Below are 20251 nucleotides of genomic sequence, written 5' to 3' on the forward strand. Positions count from 1 at the left end.
GGGGGGCCCCCCCCCCCCCCCCCCCACGGCGATAGTCTTTAACTCCAGCAGTTCTCGGTCCGGAAGGCGTCCTCGTGAAGTCAGTGCGTTCTCTCTTAGATCCCTATGACCGGACCAATGATCCCGATGCTGTGGTGCACCGCCGCACCAGGGCTGCCAAAGACGAGATCACCAGCCAATGGCCAGCGTGGCTCAGCGCTGAACTAGTTGGGATATTCCAGGGACTGGGCATCCAACAGCCTTGGCTGCACCAGGCCCAAGCAGCCAACCTCATCCACGAGGGCCACCACACCATAGTTTCCACCGGTACCGCCTCAGGCAAGTCCATGGCCTACCTGATGCCAAGTCTGGAACAGTTGTACCAGACGAAGGACAGCGGATTCAACGATGCTGATGCCGGTGCATCGGTGCTTTATATCTGCCCAACCAAAGCACTGGCAGCCGACCAGCTTTCCGCTGTGGAGTCCTTGGGCGTTCCCGGGGTCCGAGCCGCTCCCTACGATGGCGATACCGACCAGGCCACACGTGCTTGGGTACGCCAGCACGCCAACTTCGTCTTCACCAACCCAGATATGCTGCATCGCGGCATCCTGCCCAACCATCCGGCCTGGTCCAGATTCTTCAAGCGCCTTCGCTACATCATTATCGACGAGGCCCATTCCTACCGTGGGGTCTTTGGCGCACATGTAGCCAACCTGATGCGCCGGTTGCGTCGCATTTGCGCCTATTACGGCAGCTGTCCGGTCTTCATCGGTGCGTCCGCGACGAGCTCAGACCCCGAAGCATCCTTCGGGCGTCTCATTGGGGCGCCAGCTCAAGCGGTGACCAACGATTTCTCCGCCAGCGGTGAGCTGGTGATGGCCTTGTGGGAACCTCCGATGAGTGATCACCGCGGTGAAAATGGTGCGCCGGTACGGCGTACCGCCATCGCCGAGAGCGCTTCGATCCTCACCGATCTGATGGCTGATCATGTTCGAACCATTGTCTTCATCAAGTCCCGCCGCGGTGCTGAAACAATCGCAACGCTCACCCGCAAGCATCTCGAAAAATTTGCACCGGATCTATCCGTCCGGCTTGCAGCGTACCGTTCGGGCTACTTGCCTAATGAACGCCGTGAGGTGGAAAAGCAATTGCGCAGTGGCGAGCTGCTGGGTGTCACCTCAACTTCGGCGCTGGAACTGGGCATCGATATTGCGGGGCTGGACGCGGTAGTGGTGGCTGGGTGGCCAGGCACCCGCGCATCGTTCTTCCAGCAAATCGGCCGTGCCGGACGTGCGGGCCAGGATGCGCTGGCGATCTTTGTCGCAGCTGAAGATCCGTTGGACACCTACCTTGCGCATCATCCCGAAGCCATCTTCGATTTGGGTGTCGAAGCGACAGTCTTTGATCCGCAGAATAAGTATGTGCTTAGCGGCCACCTCTGCGCCGCCGCGCAAGAATCTCCCCTGCGCCCGGAGGAGTTGGAAATTTTTGGTCCGCAGACCGAACAGCTTCTGGATTCGCTGGTGCAACGCGGCTACTTGCGCCGGCGCCCGGCTGGATGGTTCTGGACGCATCCGCAACACGCGGCAGGGATGTTCTCCATTCGGGCCGATGGCGGTGGACCAGTGGACATCATCGATGCGGAAACCGGCGCTCTGCTAGGCACGATGGATTCTCCGCAAACGCATTATCAGGCGCATCCCGGGGCCATCTACGTCCATCAGGGTGCCAGCTACCATGTGGAAGAACTTGATGAGCAGAACCACGTGGTGATCGTGGCTCGGGTGAATCCTGATTACTACACCACGGCGCGTGATCTCACCACGGTTGCCATTGATTCCGAGGAACGCAGCCGTAACCACCGAGAACTGACGATTCATTTCGGTGAAGTCACTGTGACCACCCAGGTCGTGTCTTTCCAGCGGAAGTCGGTGGCTTCTAATGAAGTGCTGTCCGAAGAACCGTTGGAGCTTGAAGCCCGGGATCTGAATACCAAGTCCATTTGGTTCACCCTGACCGAGCAGCGATTGCTTCGAGCTGGTTTGGAGGTAGATCAGTTCCCCGGAGCCTTGCATGCTGCCGAGCATGCCATGATCGGGTTGTTGCCGCTGGTTGCTACCAGCGACCGTTGGGATATCGGCGGAGTATCCACTGCGCTGCACATGGATACCGGCCATCCGACAATTTTCGTCTATGACGCGCAGCCTGGCGGTGCTGGATTCGCAGAGCGTGGTTTCGAGCGCTTCACCGATTGGATCCGGGCTACCCGGGATGCCATCGAGGCCTGCGAATGCCAGCACGGCTGCCCAAGCTGCGTGCAGTCCCCCAAGTGCGGTAACCGCAATAATCCATTGGACAAGGCTGGAGCGATCTTGCTGTTGACGGCCGTGCTTGACGACGTGGAGCCAGCGCACCACCGCTAACAGCTTCCGCCACGCTCACCGCCCCGGTGCATCCAGTGGCGGTGCGCCCGCCCGTGCCTGGGCTTCGGCCAGATACAGTTCTATGCCCATGGCGCGGAATCCGACAGGAACGTTAGTCGTAACGCGCACCGACTGACCGTCGGGTTCCACCGTGCATGCTGCCAGCAGTGCACCGTTGGATTCGGCCAACAACGCCGCAACTGTGCAGGGGTCCCCGGGGCGCAACCCGCGGGCCGTATCCGCAGCAGCCAGCGCCGACAGATCGGCGGCGCTGGCAGCCTGCATCGCGGCTCGGGTTGCTGCAACCCATGCCAAGACGGCACCGGCAATTAGCAGTGCAACAACCACGAGCGCTGTTGCCATGACCGTTCCGCTGCCCTGTTCGCTTCGAAGGCTCCGCCGCTTTTTCATTCGACGGCCACGCTGGCTTGTCCATGGATTTGAAGGCTGCCAACGATTGGAAGGCTCACCGATTTGCTGACGTGAACCTGCCAGTAGCCATTGGCTGTTGATAGCGAGAAGCGGGCTTGGCTTCCTGCCAGCCTCACGCCGCTGGCGCGAGCGGTTGCATCGTCCTCGCCGCGGGCCAATTCCCTGGCCATGGCGCCGGCTGCCTGCTGAACTTGGATCTGCTGGATCCCGACGACACCCAAGCACAAACCCAAGGACAGCATCATGGCAACCGCGGGTAGCAGCACCGCAAATTCGGCGGTGCTGCTACCCGATTCGTCGCTAAAGCTCATGGCCTACAGCGACAGCGCTTTAGTAATCAGGCCCATCAGCATGCCACGTACGTCGCCGCTGGACAGGATGCTGATCAGCAAGCCGGCAAAAGCCACGGCAGCCAGCGTGACCATAGCAAATTCGGCGGTGGTGGATCCCTGCTCTTCTCGCAGCAGATCCCTGATTTCCCGGAACCGTCGGTTCATTGTGTTGTCCTTTCTAGACTGTCATCCCCGACGTCGATGCCGTGGATGTTGTGCTTCTACCTTCGGCGAGCGCCGCGGGCAGCAACATGGGTTTCCTACGAGCTGGGCATAACCTTCGGCCGGGGATTACTGGTAGCTGGGGAATAGCGCGATGATCAGTGGCACCACGCCCAGAGCGATGAAAGCCGGCAGTGCGCAGGCCCCTAGAGGCAGTACGAGCCTGGTACCGAATTGCGCTCCGAGGCGCGCGACTTTCTGTGCATGTTCACGGCGTTGCAGAATCGCGGTATTTCGTAGCAGATTGGCTGCCGGCGCTCCGGTCATGTGGGCAAAGTGCAGTGCTCTCCGCAGCGGGTCGAGCCAGGGCGGAACGGCTTCCCAGGCTTTGTCCCAAGCCATGTTCATTTCCAAGCAGCGCGCTACGCTGCGCAGCACCGCGCACTGTTCAATGCTGTGACCGAGCAGATCGAGGATCTCGGTGATGGGCATTCCCGAATCCAACAGGCTGGCGCTCAGATCCAGGACCAGCTCAACAGGTTTTTCATCGTCCTGCCGTCTTTTCCCAAGGCGCTGCGGCGCCTTGCTTCCTCGACTTTTCGAGTTGGGCGGTCCTAATGCCAGAGCGATGGAAAGCGCCCCCAGAAGCAGAATCAGCGCGATCATGACAGTGCCTGGCTAGTGGTTGCCTGCATGAGCTTCCGGCACCAGATCCGGTTGGCGATCCACAGTAGTGCTCCAATGAGCACGCTGAGTTGCGCCGCCCATGATCGGCCTATTGTGCCTAGAACATCAATGCCCACAAGCAGCCCGAATCCAAACCCGACTAGTGGAAGCCAGGTCAGCAACTTAGTGGTTGCTTTCGGGCCTGCCATGGCCGCTTCGAATGCTTGCTGGGCTACTAGGGCGCATTCGAGGTCTTCGGCTAGCCGTTCCAGCACATCGGCAAGGCTGGCACCGCTGCGTTCGGAGAGTTCCAGGCACCAGTGCAGCCGTCGCACCGCTGGACCTTGTCCCTGCTCCGCCGGAAGACCGGGTCCGGGAGCGCTGTTGCTTAGCCGATGCGTTGCTTGGAGGTCCTTGAGCGCTCGGATGATGTTCCCGCTGTCGTCCTCGGCCTCCAGCAACGCATCAACTGCGGGATGGAAATCCAATCCGCTTCGGAGCAGCGCCGAGAGTTCACGAATGATGCGGGCATCGGTGCTCACTACCTGGTCATCGTCCGTGTGGCGTTCCGCCCCGCGATCCCGGAGCCTGCGCAGGGAACCCGCGTTGATTTTGCTTGCCGGGTGCGCGGGGATCCACAGCCACAAGGCCAGTGCGCCAAAGATGAGGATCAGCATTGGTCAACGCTCCTTGGCGTGCTCATCGCCTAGCGCCTTGGCAATGGTGCGCGTGAGCGATGGGCCAAATCTGTTCGCCAGGAAGCTGTGCCCGTAGTCGGCCAGCGGTTCGGCGGCGTCCAGGTCTATCAGGCGCCGCATGTGCATCTGGCCATCGCTACCGGTGTCCAGGCATCCAAGAGCCACCGGTCCGCGCTGCCCTTGGCTCCCCCTGTTCATGTGAATGACAAGATCCAAGGCGCTGGAGGCCTGCAACGAAGTCGCCTGCACGCTCCATCCGGCGAGCGCACCCAGCGCCGCCAAGCGGGCCGGAACTGACTGCGGGTTGTTGGCGTGCATGGTGCCTGCGGCTCCCTGATGCCCTGTGTTCATGGCTGCCAGAAAATCGCGTATCTCCTCCCCACGGCATTCGCCAACGACCAGTCGGTCAGGGCGCATGCGCAGGGCTTGGACAACCAAATCCTTCAGCTGCACCTGGCCGGCAGACTCGACGTTGGCCGACCGGGTTTGCAAGGACACAACATGCGGGTGCGGTACATGCAGTTCTTGCGAGTCTTCCACGATGACCAGACGGTGCCGCGGATTGGCTTCGGCAAGCATGGCTTGCAGGAGGGTAGTTTTGCCGCTCCCTGTTCCTCCGGTAATCAGGAAGTTCATCTGGCGTTCCACGATGGCTTGAAGCAGCGGTAGCCAGAACCCGTTCGATCCTTCCAGGACGGTGCCCAGTTCGAGCTGGGCACTGCGCTTGACGCGAATCGAGATCAGCGGTCCGGCTGTGGCAATTGGAGGCAGTACAGCGTGGACGCGGTAATTCTTCAAGCTCATGTCCATGAACGGGCTAGCTGAATCGAGCCGTCGGCCCGCAAGGGTTGCAAGATGGACGGCCAGGGTCCGAACCTGCTCTGGGGAAGAAAACCGGAATTCGGTGGGCTGCAGGCCGGCCGGAGAATCCGTCCAGACCATCCCTTGCCCGTCGACCAGGACATCGGTCACCTCGGGCCGCTGTGCGAAAGGCTCGAGGATTGATAATCCTGCCACTTCGTTCTGCAGCGATTCCAGCGATTGTGCGGCACCTTGGGAACCCAGAGCCGCGCCGGAGTCGTGAACGGCTCCTGCCAAGGCAATCGCATCTAGCTGCCCGCCGGTGAGCAATGCGCGTTCACGCACGGATTCAAGGATTTTGGCATCCAGCACGGGCCCACCCGTTGATGGGTTGGCGTTGTGGCTATGCCGGCCCGGGCTCATGGGGACTGCTCCTTCATTTGCGGTATCAGGCAGAGGTTGGACAGGTGCTGGCGCAATGCCCGGGATTTGAAACTGTCGAATAATTGGCCGCGCTCGATCGCTTTGCTGATCCGGGGAAAATCGGGGAAGGCACCAAGAATCTGAGGAAAACCCGAAGGGGTGCTGCGTAGTTTCTGTTCCCCGCACAGCACCACTTCCCCGGAGGCTGGCACGGTCAGCGAACTGGCAGTGGCGATATTCCGGTCTATGAATTGGTTCAGAGCCAGCCGTTGCGGATGCGGTGCGCGCCCGGCATCCACTACGACCAGATCGAATCCTTGCCGGGCGGCGGCCAGCAGGCGGATCACCAGCTGGTCTTCCAGCTCATGCGTTCTGCTTGCCTGGGACCAGGTCAAGATCGCGGTATCGCGAAGCTTCGGCAGCGTTTCAGCCAGTTGATGAGCAGCAAGCGCGCCACCGGATTGCCGCAATTCTTCCCATCCAATTCCCGTTGGCGGTTGCGTGCAAACCAGCGGCCAAGCGCCCTGGGAATGCGGATCCAGATCAATCATGGCGCTGCGAAGACCGCTTAATGTCCCGGCATGCGCCAGCAACAGGGCCAGGGTCGTTGTTCCCAGCCCGCCTGCTGTGGAATGCAGTGCCAGTGTGTGTCCATGCCCGGCCCTCATGGCCCATAGGCCCAGGTACTCGCCGAGCCATTGGCTGGCCGAGGGCAAAACTGCCACCCTTGCCTTGGGAATTCTGCTGGCCAGGCTCCACACGATGGCCTCGCCATCTTCCAGACCGACCAGGACATCCACCGGCCGGCTCGTATTTTCGGCCAGTGCTGCCATGTCGCTGCCCCACAGCACCGGCCCAGAACCATCGGCGGGCAGCAGCTGCGGGTCGGTGCATTTGTTGATTCTCACCGCCGCGCCGACCGCGATCACCGCGCATCGCTCAATAATCCGTGCATCGTTGCTCACGATGGTGCAGATCGGCTCATCTTCCGCCGTGCGGTCAGCAGCTGCCGGCCTCCTGGCGTTGTTGGGAGGCGCCTGCGCGAAATCCAGTTCAGTCATCACGAATCGTTGGGTGCTCTTCAGCGGTTCAGCCGATGAGGACTCTGATAGCCATTTCATGCATCGAGCGTGGCATCTGCCCAATCATTTGCGTGCCGCTCGCCAACCAACTGGGGATATCGGCCGCTGGCACGGCACAATAGATCCATGAGTGCCATCGCTTTCCTTGCTGCCGATCCTGATGGCTATGCCCTGATCGATCTTCGCGACCCGTACTCTGGCAACTCGCTGCAGCCGGTCGCCTCGGTATCCCGGGATGATTTTGCCGGATTTGTTGCCGAAATCGAGGCACGGCATTCGCCCCGCTGGGCCATGCTCCGCACCACCCCGTGGATGCAGCCGCTTGTCTCTGCCGGTGTTCATCTGGCCAAGGCCTATATTCTCTCCTTGGCTCAACGCATCTTGCACCGCTCGCCGCTGAGTGCGGAAAAGCTCGAAGACTTCGATCTTGAACGACCAGTTCAGGCTCACGAAAGGGCCAACCAGGATGCGCTCTTTGCCGCCCCGACCTCCGGCGAGTCCCTTTCCGAGCTCGTAGCCATGTACGTTGCCCAGCGCAAAGCGTTGCCGCGGGAGCCCAGCACCCGTCAGCGTCTGGAATTATTGATCCACGCCGAATCGGCAGGTGCGTTGATTGCCTGCGAGATGGAAGCGGCCGGTTTGTCGTGGGATGAAGCCGGACACCGCGCCCTGCTGCGCGAGCAATTGGGCGAACGCGTATCCGACTATGGACGGCCGCCGAAACTCGCGGCCAAGGCCCAGCAACTGGCCAAGGCCTTAGGCAGTCCCGGGCTCAACCCGGATTCGCCGCAGGAACTGTTGCGCGCCCTGCATAAGGCCGGTTTCGCGGTGAGCTCGGTGCGGGCCTGGGAACTGGAGCAGATCAAGCATCCATTGATTTCTGAGGTTCTTGAATACAAGAAACTCTCGCGCCTTGCCAGCACCCATGGTGATGCGTGGCTGGATCAATGGGTGAAAGGCGGCCGCTTCCATCCGCATTATGTGCTGGGAACGGTGACTTCAGGACGCTGGGCCGCTTCTGGTGGCGGGGCGCTCCAATTGCCGCATTCCATCCGGCAGGTCGTGCGCACCCGTCCCGGCTCGACGTTTGTGGTGGCCGACGGGAGGCAACTGGAACCTCGAATCCTTGCGGCTATTTCCAATGACCAGCAATTGCAAAAAGCAGGCCAGCAAGATGACCTGTACCAGTGGCTGCTCGATGCCCAGCTCGTGGCTTCCCGAGATGATGCCAAGCTGGGCATGCTCTCGGTGATCTACGGCGGTGGCGGCGGCGCTTCAGGTGCAGTGGGTGCGGCCCTGACCCGCAGTTTTCCCACCGCCATGCGTTTTGTCGAACAGGCAGCTCTTGCCGGCGAGCAAGGTGAAGGCGTGCGCAGTTTCCTCGGCCGCGGCTGCCCGCCAGCCGATGAGCAGTGGTTGCAGGCGCAGAAAGCTACCAACGACGAAGCATCGCAGCGGGCTGCTGACGGCGCGGCGAGAGCCCGCGGCCGGTTCACCAGGAACTTTGTCGTACAGGCGACCGCCGCGGAGTGGGCTTTGGTGTGGATGGGCCACGCACGGCACCTGATCCATCAGGCCGGGTGGAGCCAGACCTGCCGCCAGGTGTTCTTTGTCCATGACGAAATTGTCTTTGAATGCCCCACCGAATTGGCTGGGCAACTGCAGCAGCTCATCCGGCATGCGGCCATGCTCGCCGGGCGTTCCCTGTTCGGCCAGGCCTCGCCGCGCTTCCCGGTCAGTGTTGCGATCTCCGGGAACTACGCGGATGCGAAGTAGCCGGTTTCAGGCCATGCGCAGTTCACGGCGGTTGTTCCACGGCTGGGTCCAACCCAGCTCGTTGAACAGCCTGTCCAGCACGATCGCGGTGAAGCCCCAGATGATCCGGTCTTCAAAATCGAAGGCCGGGGACTTGAACTTCTGATTGCCGCGCTGCACCACGCCGGTCAGGCGATTCCTCGGCTCCAGCAGGTGCGCCACCGGGGCGCGGAATACGCCGGCGCTTTCGGCCGGGTCAGCCGGATAAACCCTGGATTCGGTATGCCACCAGCCAATCACCGGGGTGACCAGGAAGTTCGAAACCGGCAATTCGGTTTCCCCCAAGGTGCCCAGGACCTCGATCCCGGAGGTGTCCACGCCAGTTTCCTCCCACGCCTCGCGCAAGGCGGCGTCGGCAACGCTCGAGTCCTCCTGGTCGATGCCGCCTCCGGGGAAAGCGATCTGGCCTGCGTGCTTGCGCAGGGTCGCGGCGCGCTCCACGAACAGCACGTCCAGATCATCGGCCCGGGAGTGCGGCTCCAGGGCCGCCTCGCCGGCAGCGCCGAACAGGATCAGCACCGCGGCACGGCGCGCAGCACCGAGCTCGATATCGCTCATCACCCATTCGCTGGGCAGTTTCTGCGTTGCCCCGACCTGTGCCGTGTGGCGGGCAATTACTTTTTCCAGTTCCAAGCGCGCGCTCATGCGTCCAATCCGTATCCTTCAGCCCTCAGCTCGCGGCGGGTTGCGCCGGCGATCATTTTCGCCAGCAATTCTTCCCGTCCTGGTGCGAGCTCATACTTGAGCAACGCTGTGGCCTTGGCAGGTATTTCCTCGCCGATGCCGAACGAGGGGCAAAGCTTGGCGATGGCGCAGGCCCCGCAGGCAGGTTTGCGCGAGTGGCAGACGCGGCGGCCATGGAAGACCACGCGGTGGCTGAGCATCGTCCAGTCGCGTTTTTCGAACAGTTCCCCCACCGCGTGCTCGACCTTGACCGGGTCGGTTTCATCGGTCCACCCAAAGCGGTTGGCCAGGCGCCCGAAGTGGGTGTCCACGGTGATTCCGGGAACACCGAAGGCATTTCCCAGCACGACGTTGGCGGTTTTGCGTCCCACCCCGGGAAGCTTCACCAGCTCTTCGAGCTTGGCTGGTACTTCTCCGTCAAAGCGTTCAACCAAGGCGGCGGATAACCCGAGCAGGGAGTCCGTCTTGGCGCGGAAGAAACCGGTGGGGCGGATCAGCTGCTCAAGCTCGCCCCGTTCGGCTTGGCTCATTGCGTGGGCGTCCGGGAAACGGGTGAAGAGCGCTGGAGTGATGGCATTGACCCGCACGTCGGTGGTCTGCGCGGAGAGCACGGTGGCTACCAGCAGTTCGAAGGGGTTCTCGAAGTCCAGTTCGGGCACCGCGTAGGGGTAGGCCTTCGCCAGTTCCCGGTTGATCTTGCGTGCCCGGCGCTTCAGCCCCAGCTCGGTTTCGTTGTCCAATTTCTTCGCCACGCTTTAGATCGTGTCATGAGGGCGTGAAGTTTTCACCCTTGGACACCATCTTGGCGTGCTGTTCATCGCGTGCAGCTAACCGCTCGGCGCAGAGATTACCCCATTTCCCCTTTCCCGGTGACACAAAGCACACCGGCCCTGCTGGAGGATGTAACTTTGATCACAGGGAAATATTTGTGACTACGCGGAAGGACGCGAACACAGTGAGTGATTCGAAAACCTTGGACAACCTGTCGACCGAAACCCGTTCCTTTGCCCCGAGCAAGGACTTCGGCGATCAGGCCATCGCAACGCAGGCCCGCTACGACGCAGCCAAGGCAGACCGCTTGGGCTATTGGGCGGACCAGGCACGCCAGGTACTGACCTGGGACACCGATTTCACTGAAACCCTGGACTGGTCGCAGGCACCGGTGGCCAAGTGGTTCGTCGGCGGCAAGCTCAACGCGGCCTACAACGCGCTGGACCGCCATGTGGAAAACGGCCTGGGCGACCGCGTCGCCATCTACTTCGAAGGCGAGCCGGGAGATACCCGCACCTACACCTACGCGCAGCTGACCGAAGAGGTCAAGAAGGCCGCCAACGCTTTCGAATCCCTGGGCGTGGCCAAGGGCGACCGCGTGGCCGTCTACCTGCCAATGATCCCGGAAGCGGTCATCACCATGCTGGCCTGCGCCCGCATCGGCGCCATCCACTCGGTGGTCTTCGGCGGCTTCTCCGCCGACGCGCTGCGCAGCCGCATCGATGACGCGGACGCCAAGCTCGTGGTCACCGCCGATGGCACCTGGCGCCGCGGCAAGCCGTCCTCGCTGAAGCCGGCAGTGGATGCGGCGCTGGAAGCACCGGGCCACACCGTGGAAAACGTGCTGGTGGTCAAGCGCAACGGCGAGCCCACCGAATTCGGCGCACTGGACAAGTGGTGGGATGACGTCGTCGGCACCGCCGCCACCGAGCACACTGCGGTAGCCCACGACTCCGAGCACCCATTGTTCGTGCTGTACACCTCGGGCACCACTGGCAAGCCCAAGGGCATTGTGCACACCACCGGCGGCTTCTTGGCCCAGGGCGCCGTGACCCACCGCGACACCTTCGACTTGCACCCGGAAACCGACGTGTACTGGTGCACCGCGGACATCGGCTGGGTAACCGGCCATTCCTACGTCATCTACGCGCCGCTGGTCAACGGCGCCACCCAAGTGATCTACGAAGGCACCCCGGATACCCCGCACCAAGGCCGCTGGTGGGAACTGGTGGAAAAGTACGGCGTCACCATCCTGTACACCGCGCCCACCGCGATCCGCACCTTCATGAAGTGGGGCCGCGAGATCCCGGATAGCTACGACCTGTCTTCCCTGCGCGTGCTGGGTTCGGTGGGCGAACCGATCAACCCGGAAGCATGGATGTGGTACCGCGATGCCATCGGCACCAACAACGGCAAGAACGGCGAACGCAAGGAACACCCGGCCCCGATCGTGGACACCTGGTGGCAGACCGAAACCGGCGCGCACATGATCGCTCCGCTGCCGGGCGTCACCGCAACCAAGCCGGGTTCGGCCCAGGTGGCCGTGCCGGGCATCGCCATTGACGTGGTGGATGAATCAGGCGTTTCCGTGGCCGATGGCGAGGGCGGCTTCCTGGTCATCCGCGAGCCGTGGCCAGCGATGCTGCGCGGCATCTGGGGCGACATGGAACGCTACAAGGACACCTACTGGTCGCGGTTCGAGAACATGTACTTCGCTGGCGACGGCGCGAAGAAGGACGCCGATGGCGATATCTGGCTGCTGGGCCGCGTGGATGACGTGATGAACGTCTCCGGGCACCGCCTGTCCACCACCGAGATCGAGTCCTCGCTGGTCGCCCACCCATACGTGGCAGAGGCCGCCGTGGTGGGAGCGAAGGACGAGACCACCGGCGAGGCCGTGGTGGCCTTCGTGATCCTGCAGACCGAGCCGGCGGAAGGCGAGGATGTGGTGGCGACCCTGCGCAACCACGTGGGCAAGGACATCGGCCCGATCGCCAAGCCGAAGCATGTGCTGGTGGTTCCGGAACTGCCTAAGACCCGCTCGGGCAAGATCATGCGCCGCCTGCTCAAGGACGTGGCCGAGGGTCGCGAGGTCGGCGATGCCACCACGCTGTCGGATTCAACGGTGATGAGCCAGATCGCGCAGTCCATGGGCAAATAGCCTCAGCACGCCCCGGTGCAGCAAGCCGCCGTTCGTCCACACCGCTGGTGTGGACGAACGGCGGCTTCTTGTATTACGGGGCCAAAGAATTCGGGCGGGAATTTCCCGGTTGTGTAATAGATTTGAGTTCATGACTGAGAACGCATCGAACACCATCTTGCTGCTCAACGGCCCCAACCTGAATCTGCTGGGCACCCGGGAGCCGGAAATCTATGGCCACGACACCCTGGCCGATGTCGAGCAGCTGGCCCGGGAAACCGCTGCGGCCCTCGGCTTCGAATTGCGCGCCTTGCAGTCCAACCATGAGGGTGTGCTCATCGACGCGATTCACGAGGCCCGCACTACCGCAGCCGGCATCATCATGAACCCCGGCGCGTTCACCCATACCTCTGTGGCTATTGCCGATGCCATCAGCGGCGTGCAGTTGCCAGCCATCGAGGTGCATATCTCGAACGTGCACAAGCGTGGAGCGTTCCGCCATCATTCCTTCATCTCGCCGGTAGCTAGCTCGATCATCATCGGTGCGGGCGTGCACGGCTACAAGCTGGCGGTTCAGCAGCTCGCGCATTTGCTGGGCAAATAGCCGCAGGCCCTAGCCGGTGACGCAGTCGCCGGTCTTGATGCTGGTGCGCCGATCGCCGCCCAGTTCCATGGCGTTCTCGATCTCTTCGAGGCTCAGGGCGAAGCCGACCTCGTCATCGCTGCGCGACTTGGCGAAGATCAAGCCCACCGCGTCGCCGGATTCATCCAGCAGCGGTCCGCCGGAATTGCCCTGGGCTACTTCCGCGGTGAGCTGGTAGACAGAAATTCGAGATGGGTCCGCGCCATAGATATTGGCAATGGAGACGAAGGCACGGGAAGCGATCAGGGCACCGCGGATCTGCTGCGGGCCGCCCGCTGGGTGCCCGACAAAAGTTGCCGAGTCGCCGCGCATCAGGTCATCAGCGGCGAGGTCGATGGGCTCTGCCTCCAGTCCTTCGACGTAAAGCAGCGCGATGTCGGCCTTGGGATCGAAATAAACAACCTTTCCGCGGTGAACTTCGTCACCGCCGACCTCCACGGTTGCCGCGCTCAATCCGGCGACCACGTGCGCATTGGTCATGACCAGCTCGTGGTCGACAACGAAGCCTGAACCGGTCAGGTTCACACCGCATTGCACCGCGGTACCGGAGATCTTGGCGGCCGATCGAGCAGCTGCCAGCTGCAGGTCGTTAGCTGCCCATTCGGTGTTAGCCGGCGCCTGGACCGGGGGCGCGAAAGGCTCCAGGAATGCGGGGAGGGTTTCGGCGATCACCTTGGAGCGTGCGGTGGAAATAGCGGCATCGACAAACTCGGGTGTCAGGCCACGAATCGAGTCGATCATCTTGGACTTGCTGATCTCCAGCGAAAGCCTTGGAATACCCATGCTTGAAGTGGAAAAGGCCAAGCCACCGATGATTGTGGCGGTAATGAACACTGACAGCACGCCACCGGCAATGCGGTCCGCGGCACGCAGGAAATCGACATTCATCCAGTGGCGGATGCGGGTTGCAATCACCCGTCCCAGAGCTTGTCCGAGAATGATCAGCACGGCTGCGGTAGCTATCATCAGGCCGACCCGCCACCAGGGGTTCGTGGCGAAGGTGGAAACCAGCGGGATGGCGAAGAATGCGGCGACGCCGCCGACAATCAGGCCGAGCATGTCGCCAATGGTCAGCAGAAAACCTCGACGAACCCCAACAACGAAAAACGTCAGCAAAACAGCGCAGATGACTACGTCGAGCCAGCTGAAAATTCCGAGCACCAAGACCCCAGTTCATTCATAAAGTTCGTATAGACCCAAGGTACCCTTAGAAGCTGATGGATTTCTGCGAGCAGATTCGCGAGTTTTAGTCGAATGTGCGTGATTTTCAACATTTTCTTGGTTAAACCACGTGTGGAAACTGTCACATTGTTACCGAATACGGCACAATGAAGTAAGCGCCTACTACTGTTGACAGGAGATTTAATGGATATCGAGGTACTGCGTCGCGCGCCACTGTTTGCGTCGCTTGGTGATGAAGTATTCGCCGCGCTAACCGAAGAATTGACCGAGGTTGATCTCTCCCGCGGCGCATCGGTGTTCCGTGAAGGCGATCAGGGTGACCGTCTGTACTTCATCGTTTCGGGCAAGATCAAGCTGGGCCGCACCTCTTCGGATGGTCGCGAGAACCTGATTGCTGTTCTTGGCCCAGGCGAACTGTTTGGCGAGATGGCATTGTTCGATCCACACCCACGCAACGCAACTGCAACCGCCGTGTCCGAGACCCGCTTGGCGGGCCTGAGCCACGAGAACATGCGCAAGGCTATCTTGAACTCCCCTGAGGTCTCGATCCAGCTGCTGCAGGCTCTGGCTGCACGTCTGCGTCGTACCAATGAGTCCCTGGCCGATCTGGTCTTCTCTGACGTTCCTGGCCGTGTTGCCAAGGCTCTGTTGGATCTGGCTGACCGCTTCGGTCGCCCAGCTACCGACGGCATCCTGGTTGCCCACGAGCTGACTCAGGAAGAGCTGGCTCAGCTCGTTGGTGCTTCCCGCGAAACCGTGAACAAGGCTCTGGCCGAGTTCGTACAGCGCGGCTGGCTGCGCCTGGAAGCACGCGCCGTCGTGATCCTGGACATCCAGCGTCTGCGTCAGCGCTCGCGCTAACCCGCAGTGATGCAAACAGGCCGGGAATCCTTGAAGGATTCCCGGCCTGTTTTGTTTAAGTTCTGCTTTCAGTGCCCGGCAGTAGTCTGCCATGGGCGGGAGGATTCAGCGCTCATGGAGCCAAGGACTTCCAGATAGTAAATGCCATCGCGCACCAGCAGGTCCGGATGCTTGAGATTCAACGAACGGGCCCGCGAAAGGTAGGCGACCACTCCATTGGCCTCCGCCATGGCTTCCAGGTTCATTTCCACCGCCGGGTAGCTGATCTCCGAGAGCGTGAGGTCCACGGTGTTGGGTTGGCCAACGCTGTCCCCCAGCTCGCTGGTGCAGCGTTTGGCCAATATTTCCCCGGCGGCACACCAGCGCCCCCATTTGCCTTTGCCGCGCAGCAAGGCAGCCTCCTGGCGGTTGGGCACGGTGGCAGTGAAGTACCAGGTGTCAAAGCGGCGCAGGGCAAAGTTCGGGTTGAGCCAGTGGGATACCGGACGCAAAAGGTCTGTGCGCAACCCCAGTCCGCGGCGGCGCAGGAATTCGTCGAAGGCCAGGTCCTGTCCGGCGATTGCTTCGCGGGCGGTCATCCAGTCTTCAGCATCGGTCATTTCGACCACGGATTGCTCATCGGTGCCGGCCAGCAGGATTCCGGTCTCTTCGAAGAGCTCGCGAATGGCGCAAACGATGTATGCCTGCGCCAACTGCTGGTCCAGCATGTCCATGCGCTTGGACCATTGGGACAGGCTTGGACCGAACCATTGGTAGGTGGCACGGTCGCTCGCCTCGTGGCTGCCGCCTGGAAAGGCCACGTTGCCCAGAGGAGAGCCCCCGGGGCGATAAGTCAGATAGGTCTCCACGCCGTGGGAAGAATCCCTCACAAGGCAGATGGAGGACGCGCGCCGCGGGGTGCGCGGCGTGCGCGAACCGAAAGAGAACCAGTTTTCGGCGGTGGCAATTTGATGCGGTGGCAAATCAAAGAGCCGGCGCACCATACCGCTGCGCGGCCCCGCCGGGAATGCCCGTCGGGACCGCGCAGCAGGAATCTGCCTTGAATTACTCAAATTCGGCGATGACCTCGACCTCGACAGGTGCATCCAGCGGCAGAACGGCAACGCCGACGGCGGAGCGTGCGTGCAAGCCTGCATCGCCGAGTACCTCGCCGAAGAACTCCGATGCCCCGTTGATGACGCCTGGCTGTCCGGTGAAGTCCGGTGCCGACGACACGAAACCGACAACCTTCACGATGCGCTTAATGCGATCTAGATCACCAATTTCGGCCTTGATGGCGGCTAGCGCGTTAAGCGCAGCGGTCTGCGCCTGGGCCTTCGCTTCCTCGGCTGAAACCTCGGCGCCAACCTTTCCAACGGCTGTGAGTTCACCCTTAATCAGCGGAAGCTGGCCGGAGGTGTAGACATAGTTGCCGGTGGTAACGGCTGGCAGGTAGGCGGCTACCGGCTTTGCCACAGCTGGCAAGGCATGACCGAGCTCGGCCAGACGAGCCTCGACACGCGAGGAAGTAGCTTCTTGCATGGGATTTCTCCTTCAGTAGAGGTTGTTGCTAGTTACGCTTTCGGACGCTTCATGTAGGCCACTGGAGATGAGCCGTTGGGGCCTGGAACCACGGTTACCAGCTCCCAGCCATCGTCACCCCACTGGTCCAAAATCTGCTTCGTAGCGTGAATCAAAAGCGGCAAAGTGGCGTATTCCCATTTAGTCATACTCGATACGTTAGCGCGTCCTTGTAAACTAGTGGGTATGGCAGCCAAGAAGTCCCCTTTTTTTGATACCGCTACCACCCTGGGAAAAGTCGTTGCATTCTTCGGAATCAGCGCCCTGTGTGGTGTGCTCGCAGCAGGCATGCTCGTGCCCATTGCAGCTATCGCAAAAACCGGTTTGACCACCGGTAACAACATCGTCAGCGCGCTCCCGAGCTCGTTTGAAAAGCTCCCCATCCCGGAGCCTTCCACGATCCTTGACGCTGATGGCAAGGTCATTGCGAACTTCTACCAGCAAAATCGCCAGCCTGTGAAGCTAGATGACATCTCGCCGAACATGCGCAAGGCGATCATCTCGGTGGAAGATGAGCGTTTCTACGAGCACAAGGGCATCGACCCCAAGGGCATCGCCCGTGCAGTAGTTGGCAACCTCACCTCTTCGAGCCGCTCTGGTGCTTCCACCCTGACCCAGCAGTACGTGAACAACCTGCTGGTGAACAACCAGGAACTGACCGGCTCCACTGAGTCCACCGTTTCCGGCCAGAAGGACTATGCAGATAAGATCCGCGAGCTGAAGTACGCGGTGGCCATCGAGAAGGAAATGTCCAAGGACGAGATACTGGAGGGCTACCTGAACCTGGTGCTGTTCTCGAGTCGAGAGTACGGCGTGCAGGCTGCCGCTCAGCACTTCTACTCCATCGATGCCAAGGACCTGAACGTGCAGCAGTCGGCCATGCTCGCCGGCATGGTTCAGTTGCCAAACGTCTACAACCCGCTCAACAACCCTGAGCGTTCCATCGATCGCCGCAACAAGGTGCTGGGCAATATGTACCGCGCCGGTGCGATTACCAAGAAGGAATACGACAAGGCGGTGAAGTCGGATCTCGACCTTAAGCCTAGTAAGTCTCAGTCTTCCGGCTGTTATTCGGCTGGCGATGACGCTTTCTTCTGCGATCTTGCCACCGAACTGGTTCTGCAAAACGATGCGTTGGGAAAGACCCGCGAGGACCGTCAAAACATGTTGTACCGGGGCGGCCTAACTGTCAAGACGACTTTGAACAGTAAGCTCAATCAGAAGGCCGCAAAGGATGCGCGCAAGGCCATCGACCCGGAAGCCAAGTCGAATACAGACGTGGCGTCCGCCATTGTGTCAGTAGAACCAGGTACTGGAAACATTCTGACTATGGCACAAAACACGGCTTATGACCCTGCTGGCGGTCACGGAAAAACTACTCTGAATTATTCTGTTGAGCGTTCTCTAGGTGGCGCCGGTGGTTTCCAAGCTGGTTCAACTATGAAGCCTTACACCACACTGGCATGGCTTAAAGAGGGCCACAATATGTGGGACACCATTGATGCCACTCGGCAGGACTATTCAGGTTCCTACCGTTGGAGAGCTTCTTGCTTGGATGGCGGTTCTACCCGAACCTACGATAATTGGCACGTTGGCAATGCATCGCGCGGATTCGCCCGGAAAATGAAAGTTAACTACGGCCTCAAGTGGTCAGTTAACTCTGCAACGGTTGCAGAAGCGGCAAAACTCGATCTGTGCAATATTTCCGATTACACCGAGAAGCTGGGTTTGCTAGATTACGACACTGGTGAAGGGAAACCGATTTCCCCTGCGGCTCCCGCCTTCGTTATCGGTACTCCTAAGATCACCCCACTGGCACAGGCCGCTGCATTTGCGGCATTTGCCAACAGAGGCGAATACTGCGAACCACGGGCAATCACCTCGATCACTGACAAAGATGGTAATGACTACAAAGTTCAGAAGAAGAGCTGTTCGCAGGAAATTGATCCGACATACGTTGCTGACTTGAACGGAACACTGAAGTCTATTGCAACTGACCGAGTTTCTAAGGGTAGAGTTTCAGGTCCGATCGCTGGTAAAACTGGTACGAATAACTGGTCGACTTCGACTTGGTTCGTGGGCTACACGACAGGCATTTCCACTGCAGCTTGGGTGGGACGAGTCAATGCGACCGCAGCCGAGGAAAAGAACACGCTTCAGGGTTCGATGATCAACGACCAGCGGGCTTCAATGGTGCTCGACTCCTCGACCTACGCTGCTCCGCTGTGGGTGGACTTCATGGAGGAGGCCGTGCACGAATACGAGCGGAACAACTTCGGTTCGGCCCGTCGCCAGCCGCCTCCGCCAAAGCCGAAGGAAGAAGACGATTCCAAGTCCGACTCGGATGAGAAGGACGATGACAAGGAAGAGTCGAAGGAAGATTCCAAGCCCAAGGAAGAATCCTCGCCGAAGCCCGACTCCGATAACAACGGCAACGGAAACGGCAATGGAAACGGCAACGGCAAGAAGTCCGATGACTAGCTGAATATTCGAAAGGCCGCGTTCAACTTTGGTTGGACGCGGCCTTTCGGTTTAGATTGGCATAGGAGAACTCCACCAGAAGTTGCCTCCGGGCTTGAAAGGACGATGGCACAGAAGTCATGGTTGAACAGAATAATTTCGCTTCGGCATTACGTCATGCCAGCGGTACTGCGGCCCTTGCCGCCACCGGCGCTCTGGCCATCGGCGGAGCTCTGGTGGGCTATGGCATGCTGGAAGCCCAGAAGTTCGGGCTGCGCCACGAATCGCTCAAGGTCCTGCCCCGCGGATACGGCGACATCAAGGTCCTGCACCTTTCGGACATCCACATGGTTCCAGGGCAGGAAGCCAAAGCCCAGTGGCTGCGCGGTCTGGCTGATCTGAAGCCCGACTTTGTCATCAACACCGGGGATAACCTCAGCCACCGCAAGGGCGTGCCTGCTTTGATCAAGGCGCTGGAACCGCTGATGGCTTTCCCTGGCGCCTTCGTTCCCGGGTCCAATTGCTACTACGCTCCGAAGCTGAAGAACCCGTTCAGGTATTTGGCTCCTTCCACCGGAACTCCCAACCCTGCCCCGCGCGACCAGTTGCCGTTCGAAGAAATGCACCGGGCTTTCGGCGGAGCCGGCTGGATCAACATGTCCAACCGCGCGCATTCCACGGTGCTCAATGGCCTGCGCCTGGATCTTACCGGCGTGGATGATCCGCACATCGACCGGGACCACTTCGCTGGCTGGCCGCGTGGTTCCTCCTCAAGCAGCCAGGCGCCCCACGTGCGCATTGCGCTCACCCACGCGCCCTACCAGCGGGTTCTTGACCAATTCACCGAGGCGAAGGCTGATGTCATTTTCGCTGGCCACACCCACGGCGGCCAGGTGTGCATCCCGGGCTATGGCGCATTGGTCTCCAACTGCGATCTGCCTACGTGGCGCGCCCGCGGCCTGAGCGATTGGGAATACAACGGCAACACCGTTCCGTTGAATGTTTCCGCTGGCGTGGGTACCTCGCGCTTCGCTCCGATTCGCTTCGCCTGCCCGCCGGAAGCCGTCATGGTTACCCTGGCTGCCCGCGACTAAGCCACGAAATTTCTTCGGGTAATCCCCGGTCAAGCACCTT

The 20251-nt window shown here is 60.8% G+C and carries 19 protein-coding genes; 7 read left to right on the forward strand and 12 right to left on the reverse strand.

The features are described 5' to 3' along the window. Window positions 1–74 precede the first annotated feature (74 nt). Window positions 75–2405 (forward strand): DEAD/DEAH box helicase, encoded by a 2331-nt coding sequence (locus tag AAZQ98_RS16605; protein ID WP_434693841.1) that lies wholly within the window; start codon window positions 75–77, stop codon window positions 2403–2405. A gap of 15 nt (window positions 2406–2420) precedes the next feature. Here the strand turns inward: AAZQ98_RS16605 and AAZQ98_RS16610 are convergent, their stop codons facing one another. The 7 genes from AAZQ98_RS16610 to AAZQ98_RS16640 form a co-directional block, all read right to left on the reverse strand. Then, complete coding sequence (locus AAZQ98_RS16610; protein ID WP_332727160.1) at window positions 2421–2816, reverse strand: Rv3654c family TadE-like protein; 396 nt, start codon at window positions 2814–2816, stop codon at window positions 2421–2423. Next, complete coding sequence (locus AAZQ98_RS16615) at window positions 2813–3148, reverse strand: TadE family type IV pilus minor pilin (protein ID WP_105656969.1); 336 nt, start codon at window positions 3146–3148, stop codon at window positions 2813–2815. The genes AAZQ98_RS16610 and AAZQ98_RS16615 overlap by 4 nt, the downstream gene beginning before the upstream one ends. Window positions 3149–3151: 3 nt before the next feature. After that, window positions 3152–3334, reverse strand: a complete 183-nt coding sequence (locus AAZQ98_RS16620) for a DUF4244 domain-containing protein (protein WP_105656970.1) — start codon at window positions 3332–3334, stop codon at window positions 3152–3154. 126 nt (window positions 3335–3460) lie between these two features. Next, on the reverse strand, window positions 3461–3997 hold the full coding sequence (locus AAZQ98_RS16625; protein WP_434693844.1) for a type II secretion system F family protein: 537 nt from the start codon (window positions 3995–3997) through the stop codon (window positions 3461–3463). Continuing rightward, window positions 3994–4674, reverse strand: coding sequence for a type II secretion system F family protein (locus tag AAZQ98_RS16630; RefSeq protein ID WP_434693846.1), 681 nt, complete (start codon window positions 4672–4674; stop codon window positions 3994–3996). Before AAZQ98_RS16630 ends, AAZQ98_RS16625 begins: the two co-directional genes overlap by 4 nt. Window positions 4675–4677: 3 nt before the next feature. Then, a complete protein-coding gene (locus tag AAZQ98_RS16635; RefSeq protein WP_434693849.1) occupies window positions 4678–5919 on the reverse strand; it encodes a TadA family conjugal transfer-associated ATPase in 1242 nt (413 codons plus the stop codon). After that, the gene (locus tag AAZQ98_RS16640; protein ID WP_434693851.1) at window positions 5916–7040 is read right to left on the reverse strand and encodes a hypothetical protein; all 1125 of its coding nucleotides are present in this window, start codon (window positions 7038–7040) and stop codon (window positions 5916–5918) included. Before AAZQ98_RS16640 ends, AAZQ98_RS16635 begins: the two co-directional genes overlap by 4 nt. An 87-nt stretch (window positions 7041–7127) precedes the next feature. Between AAZQ98_RS16640 and AAZQ98_RS16645 the strand changes: the two genes are divergently transcribed. Beyond that, window positions 7128–8777, forward strand: a complete 1650-nt coding sequence (locus AAZQ98_RS16645) for a bifunctional 3'-5' exonuclease/DNA polymerase (RefSeq protein WP_434693854.1) — start codon at window positions 7128–7130, stop codon at window positions 8775–8777. A 6-nt stretch (window positions 8778–8783) separates the two neighbouring features. Here AAZQ98_RS16645 and AAZQ98_RS16650 read toward each other — a convergent pair whose 3' ends face one another. Beyond that, window positions 8784–9461: an NUDIX hydrolase gene (locus AAZQ98_RS16650; protein ID WP_434693857.1), complete on the reverse strand. Its 678-nt coding sequence runs from the start codon at window positions 9459–9461 to the stop codon at window positions 8784–8786. Continuing rightward, entirely contained in the window at window positions 9458–10252 is a 795-nt protein-coding gene (gene nth, locus AAZQ98_RS16655; protein WP_434693859.1) for an endonuclease III, read from the reverse strand. The genes AAZQ98_RS16650 and nth overlap by 4 nt, the downstream gene beginning before the upstream one ends. 203 nt (window positions 10253–10455) lie before the next feature. Between nth and acs the strand changes: the two genes are divergently transcribed. Together acs and aroQ are read left to right on the forward strand one after the other, a co-directional pair. Beyond that, on the forward strand, window positions 10456–12432 hold the full coding sequence (acs, locus tag AAZQ98_RS16660) for an acetate--CoA ligase (protein WP_434693860.1): 1977 nt from the start codon (window positions 10456–10458) through the stop codon (window positions 12430–12432). Between the two features lie 130 nt (window positions 12433–12562). Then, window positions 12563–13015, forward strand: a complete 453-nt coding sequence (gene aroQ, locus AAZQ98_RS16665; protein WP_434693863.1) for a type II 3-dehydroquinate dehydratase — start codon at window positions 12563–12565, stop codon at window positions 13013–13015. A gap of 9 nt (window positions 13016–13024) precedes the next feature. On the opposite strand, the gene AAZQ98_RS16670 is transcribed toward aroQ, so the two are convergent. Next, entirely contained in the window at window positions 13025–14215 is a 1191-nt protein-coding gene (locus AAZQ98_RS16670) for a MarP family serine protease (protein ID WP_434693960.1), read from the reverse strand. Between the two features lie 204 nt (window positions 14216–14419). Between AAZQ98_RS16670 and AAZQ98_RS16675 the strand changes: the two genes are divergently transcribed. Then, the gene (locus tag AAZQ98_RS16675) at window positions 14420–15097 is read left to right on the forward strand and encodes a Crp/Fnr family transcriptional regulator (RefSeq protein WP_022874282.1); all 678 of its coding nucleotides are present in this window, start codon (window positions 14420–14422) and stop codon (window positions 15095–15097) included. A 68-nt stretch (window positions 15098–15165) separates the two neighbouring features. Here the strand turns inward: AAZQ98_RS16675 and AAZQ98_RS16680 are convergent, their stop codons facing one another. Continuing rightward, window positions 15166–16080 carry an NUDIX hydrolase gene (locus tag AAZQ98_RS16680; protein ID WP_434693963.1) on the reverse strand — a complete coding sequence of 305 codons (915 nt, stop codon included), beginning with the start codon at window positions 16078–16080 and terminating at the stop codon, window positions 15166–15168. A gap of 61 nt (window positions 16081–16141) precedes the next feature. Further along, window positions 16142–16618 (reverse strand): RidA family protein, encoded by a 477-nt coding sequence (locus AAZQ98_RS16685; RefSeq protein WP_105656982.1) that lies wholly within the window; start codon window positions 16616–16618, stop codon window positions 16142–16144. Window positions 16619–16843: 225 nt separating this feature from the next. On the opposite strand from AAZQ98_RS16685, the gene AAZQ98_RS16690 reads away from it, so the two are divergent. Both AAZQ98_RS16690 and AAZQ98_RS16695 read left to right on the forward strand, forming a co-directional pair. Further along, window positions 16844–19138: a transglycosylase domain-containing protein gene (locus tag AAZQ98_RS16690; RefSeq protein ID WP_434693867.1), complete on the forward strand. Its 2295-nt coding sequence runs from the start codon at window positions 16844–16846 to the stop codon at window positions 19136–19138. A 119-nt stretch (window positions 19139–19257) separates the two neighbouring features. After that, window positions 19258–20211, forward strand: coding sequence for a metallophosphoesterase (locus tag AAZQ98_RS16695; protein ID WP_434693870.1), 954 nt, complete (start codon window positions 19258–19260; stop codon window positions 20209–20211). Window positions 20212–20251: the final 40 nt, after the last annotated feature.

It is taken from the genome of Glutamicibacter sp. Je.9.36 (assembly GCF_051129975.1).
GTDB lineage: Bacteria > Actinomycetota > Actinomycetes > Actinomycetales > Micrococcaceae > Glutamicibacter.

Excerpts from the sequence above, each read along its gene's own strand:
- AAZQ98_RS16610 (WP_332727160.1), bottom strand. The coding sequence starts at position 2,816 with ATGAAAAAGCGGCGGAGCCTTCGAAGCGAACAGGGCAGCGGAACGGTC.
- AAZQ98_RS16615 (WP_105656969.1), bottom strand. The coding sequence starts at position 3,148 with ATGAGCTTTAGCGACGAATCGGGTAGCAGCACCGCCGAATTTGCGGTG.
- AAZQ98_RS16620 (WP_105656970.1), bottom strand. The coding sequence starts at position 3,334 with ATGAACCGACGGTTCCGGGAAATCAGGGATCTGCTGCGAGAAGAGCAG.
- AAZQ98_RS16625 (WP_434693844.1), bottom strand. The coding sequence starts at position 3,997 with ATGATCGCGCTGATTCTGCTTCTGGGGGCGCTTTCCATCGCTCTGGCA.
- AAZQ98_RS16630 (WP_434693846.1), bottom strand. The coding sequence starts at position 4,674 with ATGCTGATCCTCATCTTTGGCGCACTGGCCTTGTGGCTGTGGATCCCC.
- AAZQ98_RS16635 (WP_434693849.1), bottom strand. The coding sequence starts at position 5,919 with ATGAGCCCGGGCCGGCATAGCCACAACGCCAACCCATCAACGGGTGGG.
- AAZQ98_RS16640 (WP_434693851.1), bottom strand. The coding sequence starts at position 7,040 with ATGAAATGGCTATCAGAGTCCTCATCGGCTGAACCGCTGAAGAGCACC.
- AAZQ98_RS16645 (WP_434693854.1), top strand. The coding sequence starts at position 7,128 with ATGAGTGCCATCGCTTTCCTTGCTGCCGATCCTGATGGCTATGCCCTG.
- AAZQ98_RS16650 (WP_434693857.1), bottom strand. The coding sequence starts at position 9,461 with ATGAGCGCGCGCTTGGAACTGGAAAAAGTAATTGCCCGCCACACGGCA.
- aroQ (WP_434693863.1), top strand. The coding sequence starts at position 12,563 with ATGACTGAGAACGCATCGAACACCATCTTGCTGCTCAACGGCCCCAAC.
- AAZQ98_RS16675 (WP_022874282.1), top strand. The coding sequence starts at position 14,420 with ATGGATATCGAGGTACTGCGTCGCGCGCCACTGTTTGCGTCGCTTGGT.
- AAZQ98_RS16680 (WP_434693963.1), bottom strand. The coding sequence starts at position 16,080 with ATGGTGCGCCGGCTCTTTGATTTGCCACCGCATCAAATTGCCACCGCC.
- AAZQ98_RS16685 (WP_105656982.1), bottom strand. The coding sequence starts at position 16,618 with ATGCAAGAAGCTACTTCCTCGCGTGTCGAGGCTCGTCTGGCCGAGCTC.
- AAZQ98_RS16690 (WP_434693867.1), top strand. The coding sequence starts at position 16,844 with ATGGCAGCCAAGAAGTCCCCTTTTTTTGATACCGCTACCACCCTGGGA.
- AAZQ98_RS16695 (WP_434693870.1), top strand. The coding sequence starts at position 19,258 with ATGGTTGAACAGAATAATTTCGCTTCGGCATTACGTCATGCCAGCGGT.